Annotated in this window: 20 protein-coding genes and 1 tRNA gene; 6 read left to right on the top strand and 15 right to left on the bottom strand. The window is 52.8% G+C overall.

The annotated features are described in order from the left end of the window. Positions 1-192: 192 nt before the first annotated feature. Genes AABE20_RS05670 through AABE20_RS05650 form a run of 5 tightly spaced genes read right to left on the bottom strand, consistent with a single transcriptional unit; the run spans position 193 to position 2,048 of the window. A complete protein-coding gene (locus AABE20_RS05670) occupies positions 193-606 on the bottom strand; it encodes a hypothetical protein (protein WP_338332191.1) in 414 nt (137 codons plus the stop codon). Beyond that, the gene (locus tag AABE20_RS05665) at positions 603-725 is read right to left on the bottom strand and encodes a hypothetical protein (RefSeq protein WP_255375219.1); all 123 of its coding nucleotides are present in this window, start codon (positions 723-725) and stop codon (positions 603-605) included. Before AABE20_RS05665 ends, AABE20_RS05670 begins: the two co-directional genes overlap by 4 nt. Further along, positions 722-946 carry a hypothetical protein gene (locus AABE20_RS05660; protein WP_338332190.1) on the bottom strand — a complete coding sequence of 75 codons (225 nt, stop codon included), beginning with the start codon at positions 944-946 and terminating at the stop codon, positions 722-724. The genes AABE20_RS05665 and AABE20_RS05660 overlap by 4 nt, the downstream gene beginning before the upstream one ends. Next, entirely contained in the window at positions 943-1,239 is a 297-nt protein-coding gene (locus AABE20_RS05655) for a hypothetical protein (RefSeq protein WP_338332189.1), read from the bottom strand. Before AABE20_RS05655 ends, AABE20_RS05660 begins: the two co-directional genes overlap by 4 nt. A 41-nt stretch (positions 1,240-1,280) precedes the next feature. Beyond that, complete coding sequence (locus tag AABE20_RS05650; RefSeq protein ID WP_338332188.1) at positions 1,281-2,048, bottom strand: hypothetical protein; 768 nt, start codon at positions 2,046-2,048, stop codon at positions 1,281-1,283. A gap of 297 nt (positions 2,049-2,345) precedes the next feature. Here AABE20_RS05650 and AABE20_RS05645 point away from each other — a divergent pair. From AABE20_RS05645 to AABE20_RS05630, 4 genes are all read left to right on the top strand, one after another. Further along, positions 2,346-2,422, top strand: a tRNA-Ile gene (locus tag AABE20_RS05645). A gap of 308 nt (positions 2,423-2,730) precedes the next feature. Next, positions 2,731-5,187 carry a membrane-bound PQQ-dependent dehydrogenase, glucose/quinate/shikimate family gene (locus tag AABE20_RS05640; RefSeq protein ID WP_338332187.1) on the top strand — a complete coding sequence of 819 codons (2,457 nt, stop codon included), beginning with the start codon at positions 2,731-2,733 and terminating at the stop codon, positions 5,185-5,187. 68 nt (positions 5,188-5,255) lie between these two features. Further along, a complete protein-coding gene (locus AABE20_RS05635) occupies positions 5,256-6,146 on the top strand; it encodes a transporter (RefSeq protein ID WP_338332186.1) in 891 nt (296 codons plus the stop codon). A 184-nt stretch (positions 6,147-6,330) separates the two neighbouring features. Beyond that, positions 6,331-7,272 (top strand): helix-turn-helix domain-containing protein, encoded by a 942-nt coding sequence (locus AABE20_RS05630; RefSeq protein ID WP_338332185.1) that lies wholly within the window; start codon positions 6,331-6,333, stop codon positions 7,270-7,272. 49 nt (positions 7,273-7,321) lie between these two features. Here AABE20_RS05630 and AABE20_RS05625 read toward each other — a convergent pair whose 3' ends face one another. Continuing rightward, positions 7,322-7,864, bottom strand: a complete 543-nt coding sequence (locus AABE20_RS05625; RefSeq protein ID WP_338332184.1) for a Dabb family protein — start codon at positions 7,862-7,864, stop codon at positions 7,322-7,324. A 55-nt stretch (positions 7,865-7,919) separates the two neighbouring features. After that, positions 7,920-8,966 carry an aldo/keto reductase gene (locus AABE20_RS05620; protein ID WP_338332183.1) on the bottom strand — a complete coding sequence of 349 codons (1,047 nt, stop codon included), beginning with the start codon at positions 8,964-8,966 and terminating at the stop codon, positions 7,920-7,922. 214 nt (positions 8,967-9,180) lie between these two features. Between AABE20_RS05620 and AABE20_RS05615 the strand changes: the two genes are divergently transcribed. Both AABE20_RS05615 and fumC read left to right on the top strand, forming a co-directional pair. Continuing rightward, positions 9,181-10,647 (top strand): mannitol dehydrogenase family protein, encoded by a 1,467-nt coding sequence (locus AABE20_RS05615; RefSeq protein WP_338332182.1) that lies wholly within the window; start codon positions 9,181-9,183, stop codon positions 10,645-10,647. 404 nt (positions 10,648-11,051) lie between these two features. Beyond that, positions 11,052-12,497, top strand: a complete 1,446-nt coding sequence (fumC, locus tag AABE20_RS05610; protein ID WP_338332181.1) for a class II fumarate hydratase — start codon at positions 11,052-11,054, stop codon at positions 12,495-12,497. Between the two features lie 190 nt (positions 12,498-12,687). Here the strand turns inward: fumC and AABE20_RS05605 are convergent, their stop codons facing one another. The 8 genes from AABE20_RS05605 to AABE20_RS05570 form a co-directional block, all read right to left on the bottom strand. Further along, a complete protein-coding gene (locus AABE20_RS05605; RefSeq protein ID WP_338332192.1) occupies positions 12,688-14,004 on the bottom strand; it encodes an MFS transporter in 1,317 nt (438 codons plus the stop codon). A gap of 483 nt (positions 14,005-14,487) precedes the next feature. After that, positions 14,488-15,933: a tetratricopeptide repeat protein gene (locus AABE20_RS05600; protein ID WP_338332180.1), complete on the bottom strand. Its 1,446-nt coding sequence runs from the start codon at positions 15,931-15,933 to the stop codon at positions 14,488-14,490. A gap of 79 nt (positions 15,934-16,012) precedes the next feature. Continuing rightward, entirely contained in the window at positions 16,013-17,014 is a 1,002-nt protein-coding gene (gene trpS / locus AABE20_RS05595) for a tryptophan--tRNA ligase (RefSeq protein ID WP_338332179.1), read from the bottom strand. 364 nt (positions 17,015-17,378) lie between these two features. Next, positions 17,379-17,879: an FKBP-type peptidyl-prolyl cis-trans isomerase gene (locus AABE20_RS05590; protein WP_338332178.1), complete on the bottom strand. Its 501-nt coding sequence runs from the start codon at positions 17,877-17,879 to the stop codon at positions 17,379-17,381. 42 nt (positions 17,880-17,921) lie between these two features. Further along, entirely contained in the window at positions 17,922-19,163 is a 1,242-nt protein-coding gene (locus tag AABE20_RS05585; RefSeq protein ID WP_338332177.1) for an argininosuccinate synthase, read from the bottom strand. 119 nt (positions 19,164-19,282) lie between these two features. Further along, positions 19,283-20,497 carry a dual-specificity RNA methyltransferase RlmN gene (gene rlmN, locus AABE20_RS05580; protein WP_338332176.1) on the bottom strand — a complete coding sequence of 405 codons (1,215 nt, stop codon included), beginning with the start codon at positions 20,495-20,497 and terminating at the stop codon, positions 19,283-19,285. A 129-nt stretch (positions 20,498-20,626) separates the two neighbouring features. Then, positions 20,627-21,214, bottom strand: coding sequence for a hypothetical protein (locus AABE20_RS05575; protein ID WP_338332175.1), 588 nt, complete (start codon positions 21,212-21,214; stop codon positions 20,627-20,629). A 143-nt stretch (positions 21,215-21,357) separates the two neighbouring features. Next, on the bottom strand, positions 21,358-22,098 hold the full coding sequence (locus AABE20_RS05570; protein WP_338332174.1) for a TlyA family RNA methyltransferase: 741 nt from the start codon (positions 22,096-22,098) through the stop codon (positions 21,358-21,360). Positions 22,099-22,266 lie beyond the last annotated feature (168 nt).

Here is a 22,266-nt window from a genome sequence, read left to right as displayed (position 1 = left end):
CCTGCCCTGGCACTGGAAAGCCCACCAGCAGGTCCACAATACCATCGCCGCCTGAATACGCCCGCGTCTCTCGCCGGATGGTTACAAAAATTTAGTGGAAGGTTCACCGAAGATCGAGAAAGTAACCTCACAGATAGGTCTGGCTGTCGTTGCGTGATTTTATATTCTTGCAAGCATTATTTTTAAGCAATTTCAGGAATGTGAAGAAGGGTTATTTATTTTCTGACACGCCCTTACCAACGGGGCACAAGCTGCATACCGCCCCAGCAGAGTATCGCTGGGGTCGGTATATTCTACCCGGGCGACTAGGCCATTCCTTATCCGAGCCACCAAATGGCAGGTGCCGTGTCCAGGCAGGTCCAGTTCCAGATTAAACGGCCCCTTGAGGGTTAGCGGACCTTGCACCTGCTGGTCCTGACGCCACTGGAGGACCTCGCCATTGGGGAGGGCAGCCACGTTATCCCGCACCCCAGCGCAGGCAATCAGGTCTGATCTGGGCATTCCGATCAGGTCATGCTTGGCCCGCAGGGGCAGACTGGAGCAGGCGGATGCCAGCAGCAGCAACCCCAAACTTGCGAATTTGCGCAAGTTCACAAACCGGATCATAGATCATCTTCCTTATCCGCACGGGTTCTGAGCCAGCGCACGGTTGCGGCAAACAGGACAAAGGCGAGGCCAACGGCCCCGCCTCCCAAGATCAGAAAGAACTCGTTATCGGGCGTCATGCGCTCTGGATCGCGGCGTTATCGGCCACGCACTTGGCAATGATGGCTTGCAGATCCGCATCGGTCGGGCCGGTGCCGGATTTGCTCTGCTCGATTGCGGCAATGATGGTGGCGTAGATCTCCGGCCCGTATTTTTCGGCCAGTTCTACCACTTCCCCCACAACGCCCAGGATCGCGCCGGAGGCGGCGGCAATGCCTTCAATGGTTTCTGCTTCACTCATTTGCTGGTGTCTCCTGTCTTGCAGGCATCCGGAATGGTGCCCGCCTTCACACCCGCCCAGCAGGTCTGGAACGAGAGCAGCGCAGACTGGAGGCCGGAGACACTGGTCTGGGTCAGGGTGTTATTGTTCTGGATGGCCGTCTTCAGCACCGTCAGCTCGTTCACCACAGTCTGGCTGGATTTTTTGACCAGAGTTTTCTGCTCATCACTCAGATGGACCCCCGGCACCTTGCCAGCCATCACATCAGGCATGGGGGTGGCGGCCACATGGTAAACGCTGGCCGCGTCAAACACGGTCTGCCGGAGTTTGGCCTGTGGCGTATCCCCGCAGGCTGTCAGGCCAAAGACTGCGCTGCACGGTTCTGCTGCTCTATCAGCTCCGCAAACGGACCACGCATACCCGCAAGTGCTACATTGGCTGCTTGGATCTGGCCGGTAAGATTTTGCAGAGCTTCGGTATAGCCCGTGCCATAGCCCTGCGCACCCATGGCTTTCAGCTTGCCAAGGCCCGCCTCTAAGCCGCCCATGACCTGCACAGCATTGGGCACTTCGTAAAAGGCAGCTTGCAGCGGATTTCCACCCGCCAGAACCATGTCAAAAAACTTGTGGGCCTCATCCATCAGGATGCCGAGCTGATAGAGAACCTGCTCACCGGCCTGCCGGTCGCTCCGGTTGCTCACATACGCGGCGTGCTTGCGGCTCCAGCCCTCTTTGCGAGTCCATGACAGGCCAGAGGCAACGCCTGCGCCTCTTAAAATGTAGGGAACCGGCCCGCCGCGCGCGTCCCGCCCACCTTTGAGAGGCTTGAAAAGCCTTTGAGCTTTCACCCCCGTGAAGCGGCCATTTATGGCCTTTCCAACTGCCTCTATGATCTGGGGGGCAACCTTGATTTTCTGGCCGCCCACTTCAATCTTGCGGGCATAAGGCATGGTGTTAACGATCCAGACCTCTGTGCCTATGGGGATGGTGGCGGGGGCCGCATCCCATAGCTTTTCGTCCACCAGCACTGCCCAGCTTTTGCGGAAAGCGCCACTGCGCACTGGCGAGCGTTTGCGGCACTCATCCGGCGCCCAGTTTGCGGCCTGCGCGAGCTGGCTGAACACATAGGTAAACGGCAGACACGCTCCGCTGCATCCTTATCGAACTGGTAGGGCCAGTTCTTTCCTTTTGCCCGTGCCAGATCCTGCTGCTGTCGGACGCAGGCCGCCATGACCCACTGGCATGCCGGTATTTTCCCGCTGAGCACGTCCTTGACGTATCTCTGGGCTTTCCGAACATACGGGTGGGTTCCTGAGCGCATATTCAGGCCATGCTCTGTCTTTTCAGTGAACAAGATGATATGTATGTCTAATGCACCAAGGCTCCAGCTTCCTGTGGGAGATATGCCAAGGGTGTAGTGTGCGCTGGTAGCTCAGTTGGTTAGAGCGGGCCGCTCATAACGGCTTGGTCGCGGGTTCAAGTCCTGCCCGGCGCACCACTTTTCATTCAGTCTTGGTATCAGGGGAGGGGTATTCATACCCTTCTCGACCGAGTTGCGGCTTTGGAGCAGGGTTCTGCGGCAAGCCGGTTCTTTTTTACCCTACAATCCACATCGCGCACTTGATCTGTCTCATATCTGAGACAGGTTAGGTTTTTTGCTACAAACATATGTGAGCAAGGCGGTGTCAACAGTGGCAATTTCTGGGTGGTTCCTGTTCATCAGACAAAATTGGCTGTGAACGAGGTCAGCATCACAACTGGCTTGCGTATTCAGGCCGACTGAACACATTCAGAGAGAAACGCAACATGCGAGAGAGTAATAAGGGGTTATTTTCAATCATAACCTCAGCCTTACTGGCTCTTACCGGGCTTTTCCTGTTTTTGGGGGGGGCAGAACTGCTCGTCCTTGGCGGGTCATGGTTCTACATTCTGGCTGGCGGTGTTATGCTGGCCTCCGCTTTCAGCGGTTTCAAAAATCCCAAACTGGCAACCCGCCTGTATGCAGCACTGCTGCTGCTGGCAACAATCTGGTCGCTGGTTGAAGTTGGCTTCAACATCTGGGGGCTGGAAGTTCGCCTGTTCACCCTGATCGGCCTTGGTGCATGGCTCCTGCTGCCATGGGTCTGGCGGACAGGTGCGGACTGGCTGACGGACAAGCGCGAAGTGCTGGGCGCTGTTGGTGTTTCCACTCTTGTGGTCGTGGCCAGCTGCTTTGCATCTTACTCCATCAACGGCACTGTTCCGGCTGATCGTATGGCGGCGCAGGGGCAGACCGACCTCGCCTCCAATGGTGTGGCAGATGCGGACTGGTCAGCCTACGGCCGCACGGTCGGTGGGGATCGCTATTCTCCTGTGGGGCAGATTACACCGGCCAATATCAGCCACCTCAAACGCGCATGGATGACCCGTACGGGCGACGTGCAGCAGCAAGGGGAGGCCACGGTTGCCGGGCCTGATCAGGGGCACGAGTTCAATCTGGAACTGACCCCGATCAAAGTGGGCGACACACTCTATATGTGCACCCCCCATAGCTGGGTCATGGCAGTGGACGCTCTGACGGGTAAGATCAAATGGAAGTTTGACCCCAAGCCAGCAACGGCTGACCTTGATAAAAACGTGTATCTGGCTTGCCGTGGTGTCTCTTATTACCATATCCCAGATGAAATTCAGACCACCTGCCGTAACCGTATCTATTCCCCGGTTGCAGACGTACGCATGGTCGCTGTGAACGCCGAAACCGGTCAGCCCTGTGATGACTTTGGTGACCACGGCTTTATCTCCATGCGGGATTACCTCGGCCATGTGCCCCATGGCTTCCACTTTGTAACGTCTCCCCCCATGGTGGCCAAAAACCGGGTTATCACTGGTGGCTGGATTTTTGATAATCAGGCCAACTTTGAACCCTCTGGCGCCATTCGTGCGTTCAATGCCACCACCGGTGCCATCGAATGGGCATGGGACGTTGGGCATGACCCCGAAACGTGGAAACCCGGCCCCAATGACGTTCTGACGCGTGACACGCCCAACGCATGGGGTGTTTACACGGCTGACCTTGATCTGGGTCTGGTTTACATTCCTACCGGCAACTCCCCGCCTGATAACTGGGGTGGTTCACGCCGTCCGTTTGATGATGCATCTTCGAGCGCAACGGTTGCTCTGGATATTGAAAGTGGCCAGCGCCGCTGGATTTACCAGACCGTACACCATGACCTGTGGGACATGGACATTCCGTCTGGCCCGTCCATGGTTGATCTGCCCGGCCCGAACGGAGAAAGCATTCCCGCTCTGGTGCAGAGCACCAAACGTGGCGAATTCTTTGTGCTGGACCGCCGTACGGGTGAACCTGTTCCGGGCTATCCGATTGCGGAAAAACCCGTGCCAACGGCTGGCCATGTGCCTGATGACCGCGTGTCCCCCACGCAGCCTTACCCAACGGCCATGCCCTCCCTTACCCCGCCAGATCTGAAAGAGTCGGATATGTGGGGTGCTACCCTGCTTGACCAGATGATCTGCCGTATCCAGTATCGTCAGTCGGCTTATGACGGGCAGTTCACGCCGCCACATCTGGGCAAAACCACCATTGTCTACCCGGCGTTCTATGGCGTTGTGGATTGGCAGGGCATTACCATTGACCCGCAGCGTAAGCTTCTGCTGGCCAATGCAAGCTACCTGCCGTTCCGTATCCGTCTGGAAAAACGCCAGACGCTGGAAGCACCCGGCACGCTGCCCAAGTGGGATGGTAAAGGTGAGGAACCTGCCGCAAAGGGTGATGCACTCTCTGTCTCGCCTGATTATGGTACGCCTTACATTGCCTACACCAACCCATGGCTGAACCCGCTGCAGATCCCCTGCAAAGGGCCAGTTTGGGGCACGCTGACCGCGATTGACCTTGTGACCAAGAAAATCGTCTGGCAGCACCCGGTTGGCACCACCCGCGATACAGGACCTTTCCGTACGCACAATAACCTGCCGCTGCCCACGGGCATGTATAATATTGGCGGGAACATTGTGACCAAGGGCGGTGTTGTGTTCATGGGTGCAACAGCGGACGACTATCTGCGCGGCTTTGACCTCTCCACCGGTCAGGTCATCTGGCAGGACCGTCTGCCAGCTGGTGGTCAGGCTACCCCCATGTCTTACGAGGCAGGTGGTAAGCAGTACATTGTGATGGCCGCTGGTGGCCACGGGGGCCTTGGCACCCGAAGCGGTGATTACATCATTGCTTACACGATCGATGGCGCACAGGGCTCCAAAGCCCAGTAACGCGCCTTCCATGCGGGGCTCCTGATTTTTCTGGAGCCCCGTTTCTTTTTTATACGGAAATCCTTCTGATGCGTCTGACAGAAAAGCCAGAGCGGCTGCGCTCTCTGCTTCGCCTCGTCATACCCGGTGTGGTTCTGGTTTATGCGTCCTCCGCCAAGGCGGCCGATGTGACACTCGGCATTATTGGCCCACACGAGTATGATCTGCCGGTTGATTTCAAACCCTTCAACGTGCTGGTTCAGTATGGGGATGGCAATGCCGCGGGCAGCACATATAACAGTCTTGGGCAGCGTCAGGCCCGTGGTGGTAGCCACACTTGGGCGGGTATGACCAAATACGTGCATTTCCGTAGTTTTGAAGCCATTCCACACGTTGGATTTGCGTTTGAACTGATCCAGTCCGAGAGTTATTCGCTGGCCAATGGTACGGATTATGGCGGTCTGGGACCAACCATTGTGGGGCCTGCGGCGTGGTTCAAACCCAATGCAAACAGCACCTTTGGCATACAGACCTTTATGCAGACGCCAGTCGGCACGCGCGATGCAACATCGCCCAACTACTGGTCGAATATTTCTAGCTTTATTTTTGACTATGAGTGGAAACACTTCAGTTTTGATGGTGACGCCGGAACAGTTGTTGGCTCAACCAAGCATGTCAAAAATGCACATAGCTATTCGCCGGGGGTCGTATTTTACTCCAACCTGCGTTTTAGCTGGAAAGCGACCAAAAAACTGGAACCATTCGTTGCGTTTGACTGGCAGAATGTTACCGGCACTTACGATAATTCCGCAAAACGGTATCTGGATGATTCCAACAGCCGGGAAACAACATTGGGCTTAGGGCTTATGTATAATGTGTCCCAGCATTTTTCGATTACGGGGCGCTATTCACACTCGCTGGAAGCACGGAACACGCCCGAAACCAATGCGTATTATGTGAAGCTGGTTTATCTTTGGTGAAAGGAAGTGCATAAGAGACGTTGCATTCTTTCAGGATAAGATAAAATTTTCTTTAATTTTTGTTATCATGTGCAGTATCATTCACCCCGCGCACTGAAACATCATGCCTTTGTCGCAAACGAAGAGGATAATGACGGGTTAACTGGTGGAAGACTGCATGAATGGCAACCTGAGCAGGGTAATAATGGCAGAAGAAGATATTCTGCCCCACCCGGTTAATGAAAAAACACCAGCGACCAGCGAGATATGCATCCAGCAATCATGGGAACGCTGCGCCTCCGCCTATAATCTGGACCCATCGCAGGGGTGGATAGCCGATGTGCTCTCTGGAGCGGAATTCCGGCAGGCGAGTGGCCGTTCGTCCCTGCTGCTCAAATCCGCCATGGGGGAAATGCGGCGGCTGTTTGATCTGGTGCAGGGTATGGGCCTTATGGTGCTGCTAGCCGACCCGGACGCCACCATTCTGGCACGCTGCGCGGATGAAACCCATTTATCAGTCTGCCGCAGGCTTCATTTACGCAAAGGTGCGATCTGGCACGAATCTGCCGCAGGTACGAATGGCGTAGGAACCTGCGTAAAAGAGAAATGTCCAATATTTCTGGGTCAAGGTGAGCACTGGCGTTTCTGCTTTTCGTTACTTGCTAGCTATGCCACGCCTGTTTTTGATGCTCAGGGCCGTGTGGCAGGCGCCTTAAATCTGGCCGCCCTGAGTGGGAACAGCACAAAACCTTATGCAGCGCTGGTGATGGAAACACTACTGCAATCGGGCCGACGCATAGAGGAGCAGCTTTTTAGGGAGCAGTATGCGGGTAAAAAAATTCTGACCCTTGGCCCGGCGGATGGGTGCTCGTCTCCTCTGGTTGCTGTTAATGCTGATGGGGAAGTCACGGGGGCGACACATGCCACCCGGGAGATGATGGGGTGGACGGATGATATGATCAAAGATCATCCCAATCTTTTGACAGAGCTGGAGGCCGGTTCTGAAATGAGCCTACAAAAGGCTGAAGAAAGCGTTGTAAGGTCTGCTCTGGCTGCCAGCCATGGCAATGTCGCCGCCACAGCCCGCAGTTTGGGCATTAGCCGTGCTACACTGTACCGAAAAATGAAGGTTCTTCAAATACAGTGATAATAATCAACAGGCAGCAATCCCGGCAAACATGCTGCCGACTTGCTGGTTAATCCTGATTTTTAAGCGTTACAGGAAAATCAAAAACAACGACTTTTTCCAAATATGGGCCTGCAAACGATTTGAAGTCATCATGCGCAGGATCATAATATTTGGGGTCGGATACAATCGGACGGCCAACATAAAAATTTCGATCACCTTCTGAACGGAAGGTGACCAGATAGGCCTGCTCCAGGCCGATATCTGCATTTTCCCCACTGATCTGCGGCCCTGTCTCGATTGAGGCCACAACCGCAGAACCATCCGGGCGGCGTGAAAGGCTGGCTAAAGCAACAAAACGCTTTGTCACTTCATTGCGCTCCGCTTGCGTGGTGCGGGCATTAAAGCGGAACATGACCATGTGCCGCACCAGCCCGGGTTTGAAGTCTGGCGCGGTAAAGCGGGCCAGACCAACGTGGAGCACTTCATCCAGCACATGGCGTGCAGCAGGACTGGGGGGCAGCGCCAAAGCGGGGCCTGCATACAGACCACCCGCAACAGCGCAGGCAACCATGGATAAGCTCAGTTTTTCCACGCAGGTTTTAAGTCTCATACGGCACACAGGTCATTTTTAAGCGACAGATAAGAACGATGCTTTTTCACCCTGTTCAGGGGGCAGGGTTGGAGTGGAGTTGATGAATGGCGTTTATTTTTGCTTCCAGCTCCGGGGTAATCACCAGATCAGGAGAGGCCAGAAGAGTCTCAAGCTGTGGAATACTTGTTGCGCCAATAATGTTTGACGTAACAAATGGCCTGCTTGTGACAAAAGCAACGGCAAGCTGGATTGGGTCCAACCCTTCTTGCCGCGCAAGTTCATGATATGCGCGAATGGCTTCGTCCACTCCCGGTTTTTCGTAACGCTGCCCACGTTCAAAAAGGGTCGTGCGGGCACCGGGTGGGCGGGCGCCATCAAGGTATTTTCCGGTCAGGTAACCTTGTGCGAGGGGGGAGTACGCAAGCAGTCCCACACGCTCCCGCAACGCCATTTCCGCCAGCCCGATTTCGAACGTGCGATTGATCAGGTTATAGGCGTTCTGAATGGATGCTACACGCGGCAAACCAGTTTTTGATGCAGCCAGAAAGCTCGCCACGCCCCATGCGGTCTCATTCGACAGGCCGACATGGCGGATTTTCCCTTCAGCCACAAGGTCGCCCAATACACTCAGGGTTTCTTCCACAGGCACGGCATCATCCTGCGGTAGGCTTTTGAAGGTGGTTCCACCTTCGCCAAACAGACCAATGGACCGATCGGGCCAGTGCAGTTGGTACAGGTCGATATAATCCGTTCCAAGGCGGCGCAGAGAGCCTTCAAGGGCGTAACGGATCTGACGGGGGGTCAGGCGTGCCTGCTCGCCACCCGGGCGGTACCATGGGGAGGAGGAACGCCCCACGACCTTGCTGGCAATAACCAGCCTGTCCCGGCCGCCTTTTGCTTTCAGCCAGTTCCCAATAATGGTTTCGGTCGCACCATAGGTCTCGGCCCGTGGGGGAATGGCGTAAAGTTCGGCGGTATCAATAAAGTTAATACCGTGCTCCAGCGCCAGATCGAGTTGCGCATGCCCCTCGGCCTGTGTGTTCTGCTGGCCGAATGTCATTGTGCCAAGGCAGAGTTCACTCACCATAATGCCTGTACGGCCAAGTTCGCGCTTGTTCATATTGCTGCCTGCTCGGTAAGAGTAAAAATGCTGGCAGCATCATGGAAGCTAAAATGCATTAAAACAAGGGGATCGATGGCCAGAGCAGTTAACTGTTTCAATCCAAAAATAAACTATGATCAAAACATTTGTCTATATTCTGGATCAAACGTTGAAATTTAAAAAAAATGCATTAACGTTAGCATATATGTTTATAAATATTTTGGAGGAACACATGCTCACTCTTGAAAATCTTGGCAATGTGACATCTCCCGTGCATTTACCAGACTACAATCCTTTGGATATTAAGGCAGGTATTGTTCATTTTGGTGTTGGTAATTTTTTTCGCGCACATGAAGCACTCTATATCGATAAAATTCTTAAAGCAGAACCAACATGGGGTATTATTGGTGTTGGCCTGACGCAAGGTGACCATTCAACCAAAAAAGCCACAATGTTTCAGGCACAGGACTGCCTGTATTCCCTGACCGAATGCGCGCCTTCTGGCGATCGGTCCATACGGGTCATTGCTGCGTTACGCGATTATCTGCTGGCTCCTCAAAATCCACAAAACGTACTGGAGCATCTGAGCCACCCGGATATCCACATTGTTTCCATGACCATAACAGAAGGTGGGTATAATATTAACGAGGTTACAGGCCAGTTTGACCTTGATACCCCAGCCGTAAAAAATGACCTGCAAACCCCGACAAACCCGGCAACCGTCTTTGGTTACGTGGTGGAAGGTCTCCGCCGCCGCCGAGATGCGGGGTTAAAAGCGTTTACCATTATGTCGTGCGATAATTTGCGACATAATGGCGATGTCGCCCGCAAGGCTTTTCTAGGTTTTGCGCAAGCACGCGACCCGGAACTGGCCGATTGGATTGCCCGTAACGCAACATTTCCCAATGGTATGGTAGACCGTATTACACCAACGGTTACTGCCAATATTGCCCAACAGTTAAATGCCGCCAGTGGTCTGGATGACGCTCTACCTGTTGTTGCGGAAGATTTTCACCAATGGGTTCTGGAGGATAAGTTTGCCAATGGTCGGCCCGATCTAGCCCGTGCGGGGGTACAGTTTGTCAACGACGTTACGGATTATGAGCATGTTAAAATTCGCATGCTCAATGCCTCCCACATCATGCTTTGTTTTCCTGCCATTCTGTTGGGCTACGAACAGGTTGATCAGGCAGTTAAAGATCCTGCCCTCAAGCAGAATGTAGAAAATTTTCTAACGCGGGATGTTATTCCAACGTTCACAGCGCCACCGGGCGTCAACTTGCAGCAGTATATGCAAAGTGTGCTTAGTCGTTTTTCCAACCCCGCCATGGCAGACCAGACCTTGCGTATTGCAGGTGATGGCTGCGCCAAAATTCAGGTCTTTTGGACGCAGACTGTCCGTAGCCTGCTCCTTGATGGCAAGGATTGTTCCCGCATTGCTTTTGGTATGGCCGCTTATCTGGAAATGCTGCGTGGCGTCAACGCTCTTGGGCAGACCTACACAACATCCGAGCCTGCTTACACAGAAGAGCAGGAAGCTTTGATCCGTTCGGATGACTATGCCGCAGGACTAAAGCTCCCTGCATTTGATGCATGGCGTGACCTGGATAGCCATGTGTTGGACCAGCGGGTTATTGAACTCCGCAAAATTATACGCACCAAAGGTATTCGGGCGGCATTGTCAGCACTTCCAGCGTAATATAGCGCTGCTTACTCATTTTTTAGCGGAACTATAACCATTTAGAGCTAAACAGAGTGTTACTTATCCTGAATAATGGAAGTAGCACTCTGCTTATATTGCAAACGGCAATCCAATAAAACAGAACCAAATTTTCGTGACACAACGGAACCACATTATTTGCGCACCGTTTGAATAACGTGATCGACCTACAGTCTACATACCGATGATGTGATGCCCATATACCTTGCCACGCCACCATACTGCTGGCGCACAAGGGTATGAGAGTCCCTCTTGCATCGCACAAAGCCTATCCCCTGTTCAGCAAGCAACTTGATCCAGCAGGCAGTATGCGACGGCGGACGGGAATACACCGGGCAAAGAGGCCTAACCCCAATGAAACGTTGCAGTTGGAGAGCCAGGACATGACAGCATCATACAGCCTACGGGACGTACGCATTGGCATAGATGCGACCGGCATGCGGCATGAAAGTGACTCAATGGGCACCATAGACGTGCCCGCAAACCATTACTGGGGTGCGCAAACACAGCGTAGTTTGGTGCATTTTTCCATTGGTCATGACCACATGCCACTTGAGTTGTGCCGTGCTTATGGGATTGTTAAAAAAGCGGCCGCACAGGTCAATCTCGCTGACAACCGCCTACCCAACTGGAAAGCTGCTGCAATTATTCAGGCAGCAGATGAAGTAATTACAGGCCAGCTAGACAGTGAGTTCCCGCTTTATGTCTGGCAGACAGGCTCTGGCACTCAGACCAATATGAATGTCAATGAAGTTATTGCAAACAGAGCCATTCAGCTATTGGGTGGGCAGATCGGGTCCAAAACACCGGTTCACCCCAATGATGATGTGAATATGGGGCAATCGAGTAACGACTCATTCCCAACAGTCATGCATGTTGTCACGTTACTCGAAATTGAAAATACTCTTGTACCTCAGATTGAGGCGCTTATTGCCTGTATTCGGGCAAAAGCCCAACTGTGGAGCACAGTGGTCAAAATGGGTAGAACCCATTTGCAGGATGCAGTGCCCTTGACCGTAGGGCAGGAGTGGTCTGGCTGGGCCCAGCAGCTTGAAAACGCACTTGATGCGCTCCTTTCCGCAAGGGCAGGGCTGGCCGAACTGGCCGCGGGTGGTACAGCCGTTGGCACGGGCCTGAATGCTCCCAAAGGCTTTGGCAAGGCCATTGCTGAGCATATTGCCGTGCTTACAGGCAAACCGTTTGTTACGGCCCCCAACAAATTTGCAGCCCTCGGCGGGTTGGACGCCATGGTGCGTGCCTCTGCAGGGCTGCGTGGCCTTGCCGTAGCCTTAATGAAAATTGCTAACGATATGCGCTGGCTCGGTTCAGGTCCACGTTGCGGTCTGGCAGAACTCCACCTGCCTGAAAATGAACCCGGTTCATCCATTATGCCCGGCAAGGTCAACCCTACGCAGTGCGAAGCCCTGATTATGATTGCAACGCAGGTCATGGGGAATGATACGACTGTGGCTTTTGCTGGCGCGCAGGGCAATTTTGAACTGAACGTCATGCGGCCCGTTATTGCGGCAAATGTTTTGCATGCCATTCGCATTTTGGCGGATGGTTGTAAAAACTTCAGGCAGTTTTCCGTTGAGGGAACAACGCTGAACGAGCAAAAAATCAAGCATTATGTAGAGATCTCGGTCATGCTGGTAACCGCACTTAGCCCGGTTATCGGATACGACAAGGCCTCCGCCATTGCCCACCGCGCCATGGAGCGCAATGAAACACTCCGAGAAGCCGCTCTGGCATCAGGTATAAGCGAAACCGTATTTGATCAAAACGTCGATCCGCATCGCATGGTAGGGGAAGGGCTGGCTGGCGCGTAAGTCTGCTTGCAATGATACGCACACAATAGACGCACTGCCTAAATCACTCAGGCTTGATGCAAATCATTGCAGCGTAATAGGGCAGGAGAGCAACGTTGGCCCGTTGCAAAACAAGACTTCTTGGCGGAAGTGGGAAAGGGAGGTGTTAAACCTCCCTTTCTTTTGTACTCGTTAGCAGTCTAGCCAGATATCAGGCTGTTTGCTGGGCAGCACGGAAGTCTGCCGACTTGAGCTGTTTTTTCTTCTTTTCCAGCATTTCGGTGTGGCGATGCGCTTCGGGGGAAATGCGCAGGCAAAGCGTAAGAATACCAGCGACCAAATAAAGCCCGGAAAAACTCCAGATTACGCCTTCAAGCCCCATGCCAAACCAAGATTCACAAATACTGACCACAGCAGGCCCGACCCAGGTGCTCGCCCCGGCACCCAAACCCAGAATGGAAAGAGCCGCAGCCTTTTCCTTGGGGCAAATCAAAGGCATCAGACCGGACATAGGCACAAATGCAGCAACCGTGCCGCCATACACAAAGCCAGCAATAGCGGCCAGCGTAAAGTTACCCGGGTACCATAGCGGCACATAGTAAAAGAGTGGAATGGTTACGCAACAGCCAACACACCCGCCAATGGCAATAACAAAACGGTGGCCAAGCTTGTCCGCCAGCATCCCCGCAGCAAGGTTGAACAGAATGTTGCCAAGGAAGATCAGAGAGAGCAGATCAAGCCATTGCGACTGGGAAAAATGCAACTGATCCACAAAAAACGCAGGCATGATCGCCAGGAAGGCATACTCAGATGAGGTGTTGACGGTCCGGATAATGCCCGACACCAGTGTTTTGGGTTCGCGCCACATAATGCTGATTGACCCAAAAAAGACCTGTTTTTTATCAGCCCCCGCAGCAACTAGTGGTTTGCTGCCAATGGGTTCGCGCACAAACAGCAGAGCAATCAGGCCACCAAGAATAACCAGCCCCAAAGAGCACCAAAAAGTTGCCAGTTCACCTATGTAAGGAATGGTATACCGTGCGAACTGGGAGCCAAGCGTTGGCAAACCTGCGGAAAAGGAAAACCAGAACCACCCGGCAGCAGAACCAAGCATCCGAGACGGCGTGGCTGCAGCAATCCAGACCAGAAACCCATAGGCAAACAGCGGATAGGCAAAACCACGAAGCGTATAGAACAGCAACGTCATGGTCAGGTTATCCGGCCCCAGCCCCAAAGACAGAAACCCCACCTCCAGCAATGCCCAGAGCAGCAGACCTGCCCACATAGTACGCCGGGGGCCATACAGGTCGGATAATGGCCCTGCCAACCATGCTGAGAGCATGACGGTTACGCCATATGTTGTGAACATAAGATTCACATCACCCTGAGTATGCCCATGATGGAGCATATATGTATCAAGGTATCCGGCTTCTACGCCATCGCCGACCATAAACAGGAGCAGGCCAACAAAACCAAAAAAGAGTGGTTGAGGAATGCCCAAAAAGGCGGCGATACCACGCGAGAGCATGGATGACTGAGGGCTGGTCTCTGGCAAGACGCTCTCTCCTTATATAATTTTTGCAGCCTGCTGAAAAAGCGACACCCTAAGGAGCAAGGGAAGCAGGCATGCGTGATGCTGGTCCGGAATAAAATTCAACGGACTATGAAGATACGAGCACGAAAACAGGATCGCGCATCACGAAAAAGGAAGCACAAACCATTGTGCTTGCAGTAATATATATGCACACGCAGGAATCATTTCAAGATTTTTTTTATAAATACATATGCAAATAGAGATTATTATTTTCAATAATTCAGAATAATCTAAAAATATATTGAATATACTATAAGTAGTTATGGATATATTTATTTCATAACATGCGAACTAATTTTCAAAACTACTTGATTATTTTTTTTATCCCGCCATTAAGTAAGCGCAATCTTCCTTGACCATGAAGGCGCAGCAGCGTACTGCATATATGCGTAGTTTTGAAAATTATAGATGTGTGTATTATATAATTTCTTGTTTCTTAATTTTTTCAGTTTGTTTTTCAAGTAAAACCAAGTCAGAAAGCATTTTATTGATTGGTGTATCCCAGTCCAAAGGCTGTGACTGCTGATATATACGAAGATGATCATACCATGGCGTGTCTGTACGACCTGAAAGCCAGCGCCAGCACTGGTCAAACCGTGATAGCATCCATACGGGCTTTCCAAGCCCAGCGGCTAGGTGAACAACGGACGTATCAACAGAAATCACCATATCCAGATTGGCAATCAATGCTGCCGTATCATCAAAATCATGGAGAAGATTGGTATGGTTGACCAGTTTCATACCTGCCGGTGGCGTTTTGGCCTGAATGCCTTTTTCACCCACCTGCAAGCTGTAAAATAAGACGTTTGGAACTTTTGCTAATGGCGCCATGCTCTGCAAATTGATAGAGCGGCGCTGATCCACAAACTCCACGTATCGCACCTCCCGATGCGGGGAGCCTGCCCAGACAAGGCCAATCCTGAGTGTTGGCGCCGTGGACATGAAAAACAGATCTTTATCCAAACGGTTTTTCCACATCGCCACCTTATCTGGGTCAGGAACAAGGTAACCATCGGCTTGCGGAATTGTGTCCAGCGTGGTGCCCAGCAAATAGGGCAGACTCCCTACAGAGCATTCCAGATCGTGGGGAGGCGCACTATCATCGACCGTAATAAACAATTGTTCAGGAAAAGAACGCTGTAGCAAAGTTAATAATTCTTTGCGCACTTTGACAATAACTGTGCCACCACGTTCGGCTGCATAAGGCACAAACCGCACAAAATGCAGCATATCGCCAAAACCACCCTCTGTATGGACCAGTAGGGTTTTACCTACAAACGGCTTTCCATCCCATACGGGACCTTGCAAGTTATGCTTGCCAAGTATGTTGCTGTTCCATCGCCATTCGTAGGCCTTAAAACCTTCCACATAATCTCCCTGCGCCAAAAGGGAGAGAGCATAATTTGTACGGCTTTGCCCGTTATCCGGTTCAAGCTGTATGGCAGCTTTATGAAAGTTCAATGCAAGCGCGTGCCGTCCCTGACAATCAAGGGCCACCCCCAGATTGCTCAGGGCAAGTGGATGCTGCGGTTGTAATGTCAGGCAATTTTTATAAGCTTCAATCGCACCACTATAATCCTGCATTTCAAACAGGACATTCGCAAAATTTGACCATGCATCCGGCATATCCGGCTTTATGCTGACCGCGCGTGCAAGGAGAGTTTTTGCAGTCTGAAACTCTCCCAGCGAGCACAGCAAACCACCGTAATTACTGAGTGCATACGCATTATCCGGATTGCAATCTAACGCGGCCTTATAAGCCACAATAGCTTCTTGCACACGGTTAGCGCGCTGCAATGCCACAGCATCCATTGTTTGAGCATCAGACAGATCGGATGAATCAGAAGATGGATACTCTGGCATACTCATACAATCCAGATTCAGTTAAACTCAATGACAAACATAGCCATACCGTTCAAAACTACTGTGACCATGCCGTGCATTATAATGGTTTTACAAATCCAACCAACTTTTCAGCTTCAGAAACAATAGGCTCGGCAATAGCCTGCGCACGCTGCGCACCGTTATGCAGCATTTGCACCAGATAGGCTTCATCTTGCAAAAACTGGCTGGTTTTTATCGCAATCGGGGCAATCGCATTAACAACAACTTCTGTCAGCGCCGCCTTGAACGGACCAAAGCCTTGCCCCTGATGCTGGTCCAATACCTGCTGCACATTCATGTTAGCCAAAGCAGCATAGATTGATACAAGATTTTTTGCTTCTGGCCGATCCACCAGCCCTGACGGGTCAGATGGTATGACATCAGCATCCGTTTTGGCCCGTTTGATTTTTAACGCAATGGTATCGGCGTCATCTGTCAGTTCAATCCGGCTTTGGGCGGATAGATCTGATTTGGACATTTTTTTTGTCCCATCGCGCAGGCTCATAACACGTGCTGCTTCTGGGGGAATCAGAGCTTCAACCTGCGGGAAAAAATCGACGCCGTAGTCATGGTTGAACTTCTGGGCAATATCGTTGGTCAGTTCCAGATGCTGCTTCTGGTCTTCACCCACGGGTACGCGCGTTGCTTTGTACGCCAGTATGTCGGCCGCCATCAGATTGGGGTAAACATAAAGACCTGCGGAATGATTTTCCCTGTCTTTTCCCGCTTTGTCTTTAAACTGGGTCATACGGTTCAGCCAGCCAAGCCGGGAGACACAGTTGAAAATCCACGCCAGACGCGCATGAGCAGAAACGGCAGACTGGTTGAACAAAATGTGCCGTTCCGCATCAATACCAGATGCAAGAAGAATAGCTGCCTGCATAAGCGTATGTTCGCGCAGTTTGGCGGGTTCCTGCCAGACCGTAATGGCATGCATATCCACCAGACAAAACACACATTCATGGTCTGCCTGAAGACTAACCCAGTTGCGGATTGCCCCCAGATAGTTACCAAGCTGAGGAACACCTGAGGGCTGAATGCCAGAAAAAATACGTTGCATACGGGTTTATCGCTACTGTCTGTAAGGAAAAGGAAAACCGAGCGAACTCGCCTATTTTTGGGACAAGTCAGTGCAAAATGGCTTCAGACATTGCATTCCCACAAAATGAGCAAGGGATCGGTTCAATTTTTGGCTATACGCATTATTTAGTGTGCTCCCAGAGCAGAACACTAACTGACGAGGGAAGAGAGCATTGATGGCACGTCGAATAGTGCGTTGCTACGGAAATGCGACTGAAACGGCACAAACATTCCCGATTATATACAAAGCATCCGATACATTCATCGCCGTATCAAAAGTCTGTCCTGACCCGCATGGCACTCATTCTCAAGGATGAAAGCACCATGCGGGGTAGGGGAGGGAGTTACTGCGCATTATGCGTATGCTCGACCCCAAGCAACTGGATACGGAAGACCAGAGGACTGTCTGAGGGAATAACCCCCATGGACCTGTGCCCATACCCCAGCTCTGGCGGCACATAGAGCATCCATGTATCACCAACATGCATCAGGGGCAGGGCTTCCATCCAGCCCTGCACCAGACCATCCAGTGGCATCTGCATGTATGCCCCGTTCCCGTGCTGCTCTGAACCATCAAAAATGGAACCATCAGGCAGACGGCCTTCGTAGATAAGCATCATCACATCCCCTTTGCGGGGCTGCTCGCCATCCTTGGGGCCGGATTCAAGAACTTTGTAAGCCAAACCGTCCTTAAGCACAGTAACACCGGGTTCCGACCGCAATTTGGCCATCTGCTGTGCCGGTGTCAGTTCGACCTCTTCCGCCTTATGGCCGCCACAGGCAGAAAGCGAAAGGGCCAGACTGGCCGCCAGCATACATGGAACAAGAGAAAATCGACGGGACATGGTGTGTATGTGCTCCCTTACAAAGTTCAGAAAAAGCGGCGCTTAAAGCGCGCCACCTTTACGACCAATCTGCGCGCCCAAACGCAGGCGCAGTGCATTCAGCTTGATAAAGCCCTGTGCATCTTCCTGATTATACGCACCTTCATCATCTTCAAACGTCACAACGCGGGTATCATACAGGCTGTTCGGGCTTTCACGGCCAACGCAAATGACATTGCCTTTATACAGCTTCAGGCGTACGCGCCCGGTTACCGAATGCTGCGAGGCATCGATCAGTGCCTGCAACATGCGGCGTTCGGGAGAAAACCAGAGGCCATTATAAAGAATGGAGGCGTAGCGCGGCATCAGGCTATCTTTAAGATGCATGGCTTCGCGGTCCAGAGTAATGGACTCAATGCTCCGATGCGCCGTAAGCAGGATTGTGCCGCCCGGCGTTTCGTACACACCACGGGACTTCATGCCCACAAAGCGGTTTTCCACCAGATCCAGACGCCCAATACCATTGGCCCGGCCCAGTTCATTCAGCCGCGTCAGCAATGTTGCGGGGGACAGAGCCTCGCCATTGATGGCAACCGGGTCACCGCTCACAAAGTCGATGGTAATTTCTGTTGCGCGGTCAGGCGCGGCTTCAGGCGCAATCGTACGCTGGAAAACAATTTCCTCAGGGGCGACGGCCGGATCTTCCAGCATTTTCCCTTCGGAGGAAGAGTGCAGCAGATTGGCGTCCACAGAGAACGGCGCTTCGCCGCGTTTATCCTTTGCAATGGGAATCTGGTTTTCTTCAGCAAAAGACAGCAGACGTGTGCGCGAGGTCAGGTCCCACTCACGCCACGGTGCAATGACCGTAATGTCAGGCTTGAGGGCGTAATAAGCCAGTTCAAACCGGACCTGATCGTTGCCCTTGCCAGTAGCGCCGTGTGCAACCGCATCCGCACCAACAGCCTCTGCAATTTCAATCTGACGCTGGGCAATCAGCGGGCGGGCAATGGAGGTGCCCAGCAGGTACTGGCCTTCATACAACGTGTTGGCACGGAACATCGGGAAGACAAAGTCCTTCACGAATGTCTCGCGCAGGTCTTCCACAAAAATTTCCTTGACCCCGAACATCTCGGCTTTTTTGCGTGCGGGTTCAAGCTCTTCACCCTGACCAAGGTCAGCCGTAAAAGTCACGACTTCGCAGCCATAGGTCTTTGTCAGCCATTTCAGGATAACGGAGGTATCAAGCCCGCCTGAGTAAGCCAGAACAACCTTTTTAACGTTTTTTTTGGCGGAAGTCGCGCCCATGCACCAATCTCCTGATCACTCTGAAATAACAGGTTTGCCTTTCTCCTATCACCGAGAAAGGTCTGGAGCCAGAGCGCTTTGCCCATCCAGCCATGCTCGGACAAGAAAAAAGTGTGTTTTTAGGAGGGAAGGGAGTTTCTTGCCCGTTCACTCGCTGTTTTTAACTGCCCGCAAGCTGCCAGAATATCGCGTCCACGGGGCGTGCGGATGGGGGATGCAAAACCCGCGTTCATAACAATTTCTGCAAATCTGTTCTGCTGCTCACGCGTGGAAGGCCGATAGTCACTACCCGGCCAAGGGTTGAACGGAATCAGGTTAACCTTGGCGGGAATGTCCGCAATCAACCGGACCAGTTCACGGGCATCTGCTTCGCTATCATTCACCCCGCGTAGCATGATGTATTCAAAGGTAATGCGCCGCGCATTACTCGCGGCCGGGTAACGGCGGCAGGCCGCCAACACTTCCTCGATCGGATATTTGCGATTGAGAGGCACAATTTCATCCCGCAGATCATTCCTTACGGCATGAAGGGAAACCGCAAGGTTAATCCCCAACTCGTCCCCACAACGGTCCATAAGCGGCACCACACCGGACGTGGACAGAGTAATACGCCGCCGGGACAGCCCTATGCCTTCTCCATCCATGATGATTCGCATGGCCTTGGCAATGTTCTCGTAATTATACAGGGGTTCGCCCATGCCCATCAGAACAATGGTGGACAGCAGGCGAGGGGTATCCCCCTTGGGGCTGGGCCATTCCCCGTAGGAATCCCGCGCAGCCATAAATTGCCCAACAATTTCCGCAGCCCCCAGATTACGAACCAGCTTTTGGGTGCCAGTATGGCAAAATGTGCATGAAAGCGTACATCCCACCTGAGATGAAATGCACACAGCGCCCCGATCTTCCCGCCGGTCGGGAATATAGACGGTCTCCGCTTCCTGCCCATCGCGGAAGCGGAACAGAAACTTACGTGTTTCATCCTGAGATGTCTGCACGGTTGCGGGTTCTGGCCGTGCGATAATGAATTTTTCAGCCAGTTTTTGCTGGAGCGGCTTGGCAATGCTGCTCATAAGCGAAAAATCGGTAACCCCCTGATGATAAATCCAGTGCCACAACTGCTTGGTACGAAAAGGTTTTTCTCCAATTTCGACCAAAATTTCCGTGAGTTCCTCACGAGAAAGTCCAACTATATCCCGCCGTCCATCAGCCGTAACCATAGAAGGTGGGCTAAACAGGGCCGCTTTTGCCAGAATGCGTGTACGCTCTTCGGCATTCAGTGCGGTAACCGCAGCGGCATCGGCAGGGATTGAAGGGGGAGGGACTGGAGACGACATGGGGCTATGCACTGTTTCAAAAAATGGGGATGAGTGAGGGTCATAACAAAAAAAGAGGCTGACAGATACCAGCCTCTTTTCCTCCACACCATCATCTAGGCCTAATGACTGATAATTCCATCGTCCCTGCTACTGGGCAGAAGGCTGGCTCTGCCCTTTCAGAGCATTCTGGAGCCACGTGGCCATTGTCATTTTGGACGTATCAACATTATCCAAAATCATGCCAATGGTCTGTGCGGAATAAGCATCTGGCTTTGTATCTGCGGAAATGGGGAAGGAAGGGCGCGTAATTTCAATCGTTAGCGCGGGGGCTTCCTGCTTGTCCTCTCCCACATTCATGCTCGCAGGCCCGGCACCTTCCTCCTGTATATCGGCAACAACCGAAAGTTTGTCGGCCTCCGGGTTCTGGCCAAAATACAGATAGGCATAGGTTGCCGCAGCAGAAAGAACATCCTTCACGGTCTGCCGATACAGGTCCGAAGGGCCGGAAGTGCTCTCCACATGCAATGTCGCAGGATCAGCCTTAATGGTCAGCACACCAGCCTGCATGTCATCCTGCAAAAGCAATCCGTCCTGTTCATACCCCCGAAGCAGAACATTGCCTGTTTCCGTTGTTGGGCGGGATGGGGCGGAAGGATGGTACGCAGGGGCCGCGCAGACATATGAACTGGAGGCCAAAAGGAAGGTGACGCTGAATAGTGTCGCGATCTTGCGCATGATCCTGTGTAGCTTCCCTTAGATGGTGAACTGATTTGTGCATTCTCTCGGAGAATTGTGGCAAAAAAACTGATCATCTGCCATGCAAAAATCGGGAAGCGACCTGAAAATTTAATTTAACATTGACACGCGTAGTCGAATTTTTATGCCTTGCGGCGTGCCGCTATCAGGAATTCCTTGTTTCCTTCAGGCCCGGTAATCGGGCTTAACTCAATACCCAGCACTTCCCAGCCCGGCAGCGTAGACCACCATTCGTGAATGCTTGCACACACACTTTCATGCACGGCGGGATCACGCACAACGCCTTTTGCACCGATCTGCTCCCGCCCGGCTTCAAACTGCGGCTTAATTAGCGCCACAGCCCACGCATTGTCCGCGGCAAGGCCGAGTGCTGCAGGCAGAACCGTTCGCAGGCCAATAAAGCTGGCGTCACACACAATCACTTCGGGGGCTACCGGAATAAGTGTACTGTCCAGATACCGGGCATTGCACTTTTCCAGCACACTAACCCTTGGGTCGGAGCGCAGCTTCCATGCCAACTGCCCATGCCCGACATCAACGGCATAAACATGCTCTGCACCATGGGTCAGCAACACATCTGTAAAGCCTCCAGTGGAAGCCCCGACATCCAGACATACTCGCCCTTGCGGAGAAAGGCCAAAATGCTCAAGGGCATGCGCCAGCTTGCATCCCCCGCGGGAGACCCAAGGGTGGTCTTGGCCACGCAGCTCCAAGGGGGCGTCCTCGGCTAGCTGATCACCAGCCTTGGACACACGCTTGGTACCATTGAACACAAGCCCGGCCATTATCAGGGCCTGAGCTTTTGTCCGGCTTTCCACCAACCCACGATCGACCAGAAGCTGATCCGCACGACGCCGAGCCATACAGTCAGGCCGTCCGTTCTTCCGTCAGGTTTACACCCAAGGCGTTAAGAGCGGTTGCGACGATGTGTGGGGCAGACAGCCCGGCCTCGTCATACTGCGCGTCCTGCGTGTTGTGGTCGATAAAGCGGTCGGGCAGGGTCATGGGGCGGAAGCGCACCCGGTCCAGCA

It is taken from the genome of Acetobacter zythi, assembly GCF_963921165.1.
Lineage (GTDB): Bacteria > Pseudomonadota > Alphaproteobacteria > Acetobacterales > Acetobacteraceae > Acetobacter.
The sequence above is the reverse complement of the archived record's forward strand: the minus strand, read 5'-3'. Positions and strand labels throughout refer to the sequence as shown.

Bases quoted from the DNA above. Each gene is read 5' to 3' on its own strand.
- AABE20_RS05665 (WP_255375219.1), bottom strand. From the start codon at position 725: ATGACGCCCGATAACGAGTTCTTTCTGATCTTGGGAGGCGGGGCCGTT.
- AABE20_RS05575 (WP_338332175.1), bottom strand. From the start codon at position 21,214: ATGCGCAAGATCGCGACACTATTCAGCGTCACCTTCCTTTTGGCCTCC.
- trpS (WP_338332179.1), bottom strand. From the start codon at position 17,014: ATGCAACGTATTTTTTCTGGCATTCAGCCCTCAGGTGTTCCTCAGCTT.
- AABE20_RS05660 (WP_338332190.1), bottom strand. From the start codon at position 946: ATGAGTGAAGCAGAAACCATTGAAGGCATTGCCGCCGCCTCCGGCGCG.
- AABE20_RS05625 (WP_338332184.1), bottom strand. From the start codon at position 7,864: ATGAGACTTAAAACCTGCGTGGAAAAACTGAGCTTATCCATGGTTGCC.
- AABE20_RS05590 (WP_338332178.1), bottom strand. From the start codon at position 17,879: ATGTCCCGTCGATTTTCTCTTGTTCCATGTATGCTGGCGGCCAGTCTG.
- AABE20_RS05640 (WP_338332187.1), top strand. From the start codon at position 2,731: ATGCGAGAGAGTAATAAGGGGTTATTTTCAATCATAACCTCAGCCTTA.
- AABE20_RS05600 (WP_338332180.1), bottom strand. From the start codon at position 15,933: ATGCCAGAGTATCCATCTTCTGATTCATCCGATCTGTCTGATGCTCAA.
- rlmN (WP_338332176.1), bottom strand. From the start codon at position 20,497: ATGTCGTCTCCAGTCCCTCCCCCTTCAATCCCTGCCGATGCCGCTGCG.
- AABE20_RS05570 (WP_338332174.1), bottom strand. From the start codon at position 22,098: ATGGCTCGGCGTCGTGCGGATCAGCTTCTGGTCGATCGTGGGTTGGTG.
- AABE20_RS05615 (WP_338332182.1), top strand. From the start codon at position 9,181: ATGCTCACTCTTGAAAATCTTGGCAATGTGACATCTCCCGTGCATTTA.
- AABE20_RS05605 (WP_338332192.1), bottom strand. From the start codon at position 14,004: ATGCTCTCGCGTGGTATCGCCGCCTTTTTGGGCATTCCTCAACCACTC.
- AABE20_RS05585 (WP_338332177.1), bottom strand. From the start codon at position 19,163: ATGGGCGCGACTTCCGCCAAAAAAAACGTTAAAAAGGTTGTTCTGGCT.
- AABE20_RS05630 (WP_338332185.1), top strand. From the start codon at position 6,331: ATGGCAGAAGAAGATATTCTGCCCCACCCGGTTAATGAAAAAACACCA.
- AABE20_RS05620 (WP_338332183.1), bottom strand. From the start codon at position 8,966: ATGAACAAGCGCGAACTTGGCCGTACAGGCATTATGGTGAGTGAACTC.
- fumC (WP_338332181.1), top strand. From the start codon at position 11,052: ATGACAGCATCATACAGCCTACGGGACGTACGCATTGGCATAGATGCG.
- AABE20_RS05635 (WP_338332186.1), top strand. From the start codon at position 5,256: ATGCGTCTGACAGAAAAGCCAGAGCGGCTGCGCTCTCTGCTTCGCCTC.
- AABE20_RS05670 (WP_338332191.1), bottom strand. From the start codon at position 606: ATGATCCGGTTTGTGAACTTGCGCAAATTCGCAAGTTTGGGGTTGCTG.